Genomic DNA, 6,549 nt, shown 5'->3' with positions numbered 1-6,549 from the left:
AGATTAACCCCGTTAAGCCCTAAAGCATCATTCGTCGAAACAGCTAACACAACAGGCTTTCCATTTCTTAGCGTCGCTTTTGCTGCCATTAGTACTGGAGAATCTGTCATTGCATTTGCAAATTTACTCATAGAATTTCCTGTTAGTGGTGCAATCACCATGCAATCTAGTGGAATTTTAGGTCCTAGTGGTTCTGCGCCAACGATTGAATTAATTGCCTTAAAACCTGTTATTTCTTCAATCTTTTTAATCCACTCTTCTCCTTCTCCAAATCTAGTATTTGTTGATTGAACAGTGTAAGAAACAACGGGACGTACTTCTGCTCCCTCAGCAATTAATTTTTCTAAATGAGGCATCACTTCCTCATACGTACAATGTGAACCTGTAAAACCAAATCCTATTCTTTTCCCTTTTAAATTCATTCCCCATTCTCCTTTCTTGCTATTGCACCTTCTGCTAGTAACTGAGAAAGAACGTTCGCTAAAATTTGTCCGGCTGTTTTCGGAGCAACAATACCAGGCAAACCAGGTGCTAACAACGCCTTGACTCCTCTTTTCTCCGCATATCTAAAGTCGGTACCGCCTGGTTTCGAAGCTAAATCAATTACTAACGTATGAGCTGGCATTTTTGAAATAACATTCGCTGTCACAACGAGATGCGGAATTGTGTTAATCACAATATCGATATTACCCACTTCTTTTTCTACATCTTGCATATGAAAAGGAGAAAACATCATTTCTGTAATACGAGCAATATGTTCCGATCGTCTCGCTCCTACTTTGACATGTGCTCCTAATGATTGAAAGGCTCTTGCTACACTCATACCAGTTCTACCAAACCCTAAAACCATTACATTCGATCCATGGATTGTATAATCAGTATGTTGAATAACCATCATTAGTGTACCTTCTACAGTCGGAATAGAGTTATAAATTGCAACATCATCACGATCAAATAATTTTACAAGTTTTCGATTCGTAGTGGATACAAGATTCTCCAAATAAGGTGTTCCGATACCTGAATATATAGTAAAGTGTTCTGGTGTTTTTTCAATTTGCTCTTGCGTAATAGAAACTTTTTCATTTGAAAAAATAGTATCTACTTCTCCTTTGGCATTCGTCCCTGCAACTGGCAAAATAATGGCATCTAAAGCAGCGAAATTTAAATCCTGTATACTTTCTTTTGCTGCCCCAGTGAAGCCATGATCTAGCTGTTCAAACCCTATTAATGAAAGTTTCGCATCTAGTTCAACTAACTTGCGAATTACTTCTAGCTGCCGTGCATCTCCTCCTATGACAGCGATATGCATCTCAGTCAACATTCCCTAATTCACCTTCTTTTTCTTTCATTTATAAGAAAAATGCCTACTTTTTCTTTTTCCTCCACATCATATGTAATGTACGAGTTTGAGGTGATTGAAAAACAAAAAGCACACATGTTTTATCTGCTCTATATAAAAATAAGAAAAAAGACAACCAAAACGGTCATCTTTCATTCTGACTTTGTATGATTTGTAAAATCGCAAATTACCATATCGTGTCCCACTTTCTTAATTTGGTTCCATTCCACCCTCACTTCTTGTTGTTCTCTTTTAAAGCCTCCCCATTTCCCAAGCGGTATTATAAGAGCTTGTATTCGCCCGTCTCGCTCATTAATTTCTACATCTGCGTGACCTAAAACTCCCATTTTTTCCGCTCTTTCTAAATCCACAATCTCTTTACCACTTAATTCACTTAAACGCATGAAATCTCCCCCCTTATCTTTTTATAAAAGCCTCCTATAATAAGTACCTATTCTGCATATATAAAAAAAATAACCGTACCTCATATAAATGAGATACGATTATTCTCGAAAAGGAATGAATCATAAAACCAACTAAAGTTTCATTCCTTTTGGTAATTTTCCATCTGGACTAATAAGTGCCGCAGAGAATTCATCTGTAAACATGTTACGAATTAATTCGTCTACATTTTGTTTTGTTACAGTATTTACACTTTCAATTATTTCATCAAGAGAACGATGTTTACGAAGAAGTAATTCGTTTTTACCGTTACGGCTCATACGACTATTCGTACTTTCTAAACTTAACATTAAGTTTCCTTTTAATTGCTCTTTACTATTAACAAGCTCTTTTTCTGTAATACCTGTATTTTTCAACGTATTTAACGTCTCTTGCATTGTTTCATACAGTGTATCTAATTGTTGGCTACCTGTTCCACCGTAAAGCGTTAACATCCCTGTATCTTCATAAGAAGAGTGATAAGAGAATACTGAGTACGCCAATCCACGTTGCTCACGTACTTCTTGGAATAAACGGCTACTCATACTACCGCCTAAAACATTATTTAATACAATTAAGTTATAAATATCTTCGTGTCCCATTTGCAAGCCTTTATATCCTAAGCATAAATGAGCTTGTTCTGTTTCCTTCTTACGTGATACTTTATTGAAATGGAAAATTGGGCTATGTACTTGTTCACGATTTGTTGTGCCTTCGTAATTACCGAAATATTGCTCTACAATTTGTAAAAATGATTCATCAATATTTCCTGCAATTGATACAACTACATTTTCAGGTGTGTAATGATCTTTTATATATTGACGTAACGTATCACCTGTAAATGTTTCAAGTGTTTCTTCTGTTCCTAAAATAGGATATCCAAGCGGATGCGTTTCATATGTTGCTTTCGTTAACATATCATGTACAATATCATCTGGCGCATCTTCGTACATTTTTATTTCTTCACATACAACATTCTTCTCTTTTTTCAGTTCTTCCTCATCAAATGTTGAATTAAAGAACATGTCTGCTAAAACATCTAACGCGTATTTAGCATGCTCATCTAACACCTTTGCATAGTAACATGTATATTCTTTTGAAGTAAAAGCATTTACTTGTCCGCCAATGCTATCAAATGATTCTGCAATTTCTCGCGCGCTACGTGTTTCTGTCCCTTTAAAGAACATGTGCTCTAAAAAGTGCGAAACCCCATTGTTTTTTTCATTTTCATTTCTTGAACCTGCATGGATCCATATACCAATCGCAACTGAGCGTACAGTTGGAATATTCTCCATAACAATTCTTACACCATTTTTACACGTATATTTTTTAATCAAAAACTTTCCTCCTAATGCCAGTTTCTCTAAATAATTGCTATTATTTAATGATAACAAGTTTAAGGATGAATGTCATGCAAATGTATTTAATCTACACGTTTTTCATCCAGTAATTCTGTTATATTCCCTACTTTATATCCTTGTTCCTTCAAATTTTTAATCATAGTTTCTAATGCTTCCGTTGTAGATGAAGTAGGATGCATTAGCACGATAGCACCTGGATGTATTTTCCGCATTACTCTCTGCAATAGCACGCCTGGTTCTGGTCGCTTCCAATCAATTGTATCTACCGTCCACATAATCGTACCCATTTGAAAATCATCCGCTATCTTTACTACCTCATCCCGAAAACTTCCACTTGGAGGAGCAAACCATCTCACCTTTTGATTCGTAGCTACTTCTATCATTTGATTCGTTTTTTGCAATTGCTCTCGTATTTCCTCCGAAGATAACGTTTTCATATTGGGGTGTGTGTAAGAATGATTTCCTACTTCTTGATTCGCATCTACAATCATTTTTGCAAACCTCAAATTTTCTTTCACCCAACGTCCTTCCAAAAAGAAAGTCGCCTTCACATCATGTTTTTTCAATATCTCTAATATACGAGGCAAATACTCATTGCCCCATGCCACATTAATTGTTAATCCCACCATTTTTTTATTTGGGTGCCCTCGATAAATGGGAGCTGGTGGTAAATCTTTTAGATGGACACTCGGTGATACTTCCTTGAATTTAAGTTGTTGTTGATCAAACTTCTTGAGCGTCTTCATATTATTGTAGGATGCTTCTACATCCACTTGTCTTCCATTATATCCTGGTGTCGCTTTCCAAATCTTATCAATCACCGCATTTTGCGGAACAACCTCATACTGTTTTGCTTGTTTTTGAATTTCTTCATACAAACTATCTTGAGCAAAAACGGAATAAGAGCCTAAACCAACATATAAAGAAAATATTAATATGTATGCAAATATACGAACTTTCATATAAACCCTCCCATTAACTATATAAAAAGAAAACCATTTTCTTCTTATCTTTGTTAATTTGAGCGTTATGATGAAAACTATACCTATACTGACATAAAAATATATGCAAATCATGTTTTTTACATAACAAAAAAAGCCAGTTTAACTGGCTTTTACTTATTGCTGCTCTTGTTTATTTTCTTCTTTCGCAGCTTCTTTTTCTTGCTCTTCTTTTAGCAATACTTTTCTAGATAGGTTCACACGACCTTGCTTGTCAATCTCGATAACTTTAACTGTAATTACATCACCGATTTTCACAACGTCTTCTACTTTACCTACACGCTCAAGTGCCAATTCAGAAATGTGGACTAATCCATCTTTACCGCTGAATAATTCAACGAAAGCACCGAATTTCTCAACACGTTTCACTTTTCCTTCGTAGATTTCACCTACTTGTACTTCACGAACGATATCTTCGATAATTTTCTTAGCTTTGTCATTCATTTCTTGATTTATTGAAGAAATGAATACTGTACCATCTTGCTCGATGTCAATTTTAACTCCAGTTTCTTCAATAATTTTATTAATTTGTTTACCGCTCGGTCCAATAACGTCACGGATTTTATCTGGGTTAATTGTCATTGTAATAATCTTTGGAGCATACGCTGATAATTCAGTACGTGGCTCTGCAATAACAGATAACATATGATTTAGAATGTGCACACGACCAACTTTCGCTTGTTGTAATGCCTCTTCTAAAATTTCACGAGATAGACCATCGATTTTAATGTCCATTTGCAGTGCAGTTACACCTTTTGCTGTACCTGCTACTTTAAAGTCCATATCACCTAAATGATCTTCCATACCTTGAATATCAGATAAAATTGTGTAATGCTCACCAGTTTTAACTAGACCCATTGCAATACCTGCAACTGGTGCTTTAAGTGGAACACCAGCATCCATCATTGCTAAAGTACTACCACAAATACTTGCTTGTGAAGTAGAACCATTTGATTCTAAAACTTCAGATACAAGACGTACTGTATATGGGAAATCTTTTTCAGATGGAATTACAGGCTCAAGAGCACGTTCTCCTAGTGCACCGTGACCAATTTCACGACGACCTGGTCCACGCATCGGTCTTGTTTCACCAACACTAAATGATGGGAAATTGTAATGGTGCATAAAGCGTTTTGATTCTTCTACACCAAGACCATCTAAAATTTGTACATCGCCTAATGCACCTAATGTACAAATACTTAATGCTTGTGTTTGTCCACGTGTGAATAAACCAGAACCGTGTGTACGAGATAAAATACCAACCTCTGATGCTAATGGACGGATTTCGTCACCTTTACGGCCATCTGGGCGGATTTTTTCAACTGTAATAAGACGACGTACTTCTTCTTTTACAATTTTATATAAAATCTCACTTACTTGTCCTAATGTATCAGCGTCAGCTTCCTGCGCTTCGTAATGTTCAATTACACGCTTTTTCACTTCGTTAATTGCATCTTCACGTGCATGCTTTTCATGTACTTGAATCGCTGAATGCATATCTTTCTCAGCCATTTCACGTACAGCTTGATTAAGATCAGCGTCAACTTCATAAAGTTTTACTGCTAATTTCTCTTTACCTACAGCTTGTACAATCTCTTCTTGGAATGCAATTAGACGTTTAATTTCGTCATGACCAAACATAATTGCTTCTAACATTGTTTCTTCAGGTACTTGATCTGCTCCTGCTTCAACCATGTTAATTGCATCTTTCGTACCAGCTACAACTAGGTGAATATCACTTTGTTCTTGCTGTTCTACTGTTGGATTAATAACGAACTCGCCATTAATACGACCAACTGTTGCACCAGCGATTGGGCCTTCAAATGGAATATCTGAAATCGATAACGCTAATGAAGAACCAAACATAGCTGCCATTTCAGAAGAACAATCTTGATCAACACTCATTACAATGCTGACAACTTGTACTTCGTTACGGAAACCATCTGCGAAAAGTGGACGAATTGGACGGTCGATTAAACGACTTGCCAAAATTGCTTTTTCACTTGGACGGCCTTCACGCTTAATAAAGCCGCCTGGAATTTTTCCGACTGCATATAAACGCTCTTCATAGTTTACTGTAAGTGGGAAGAAATCTACATTTTTTGGCTCTTTTGATGCAGTTGCTGTAGATAGAACTGCTGTGTCGCCATATCTTACTAATACTGCTCCGTTCGCTTGTTTTGCAAGCTGACTTGTTTCAATTGTTAGCTGACGACCAGCTAAATCTATCGAGAAGACTTGCTTTTCCTGACTCATTTAAGTACCCCTCTCAATTTAAAATATTCAATTCTTCTATGTAAATGGATAGTATATCACAATATTCTTTCCTCTAGTATTGCCGAAAATTTAATAAGCTATAAAGAGTAGAAGATATATTTTTACCTAACAAAAAAGCGGGAATATTCCC

6 protein-coding genes are annotated in these 6,549 nt (G+C 36.2%); all 6 read right to left on the bottom strand.

Annotated elements, in window-relative coordinates:
• Window positions 1-422 (bottom strand): dipicolinate synthase subunit B (gene dpaB / locus MRBLBA3_RS03170; protein ID WP_098798785.1); only part of this gene is annotated, 422 nt, incomplete at its 3' end.
• Complete coding sequence (gene dpaA / locus MRBLBA3_RS03165; protein ID WP_000954746.1) at window positions 419-1,321, bottom strand: dipicolinic acid synthetase subunit A; 903 nt, start codon at window positions 1,319-1,321, stop codon at window positions 419-421. The genes dpaA and dpaB, both read right to left, overlap by 4 nt.
• 170 nt (window positions 1,322-1,491) lie before the next feature.
• A complete protein-coding gene (locus tag MRBLBA3_RS03160; RefSeq protein WP_001239742.1) occupies window positions 1,492-1,743 on the bottom strand; it encodes a YlmC/YmxH family sporulation protein in 252 nt (83 codons plus the stop codon).
• Between the two features lie 132 nt (window positions 1,744-1,875).
• Window positions 1,876-3,117, bottom strand: a complete 1,242-nt coding sequence (locus MRBLBA3_RS03155; protein WP_000593008.1) for a M16 family metallopeptidase — start codon at window positions 3,115-3,117, stop codon at window positions 1,876-1,878.
• A gap of 86 nt (window positions 3,118-3,203) precedes the next feature.
• Entirely contained in the window at window positions 3,204-4,103 is a 900-nt protein-coding gene (locus MRBLBA3_RS03150; protein WP_000868215.1) for a polysaccharide deacetylase family protein, read from the bottom strand.
• A 156-nt stretch (window positions 4,104-4,259) separates the two neighbouring features.
• The gene (gene pnp, locus MRBLBA3_RS03145; RefSeq protein WP_000076732.1) at window positions 4,260-6,398 is read right to left on the bottom strand and encodes a polyribonucleotide nucleotidyltransferase; all 2,139 of its coding nucleotides are present in this window, start codon (window positions 6,396-6,398) and stop codon (window positions 4,260-4,262) included.
• Window positions 6,399-6,549 lie beyond the last annotated feature (151 nt).

It is taken from the genome of Bacillus sp. LBA3-1-1.1, from assembly GCF_040676495.1.
GTDB lineage: Bacteria > Bacillota > Bacilli > Bacillales > Bacillaceae_G > Bacillus_A > Bacillus_A nitratireducens.
Note: the sequence above shows the minus strand (reverse complement) of the source record. Positions and strands in the feature narration are given on the sequence as shown.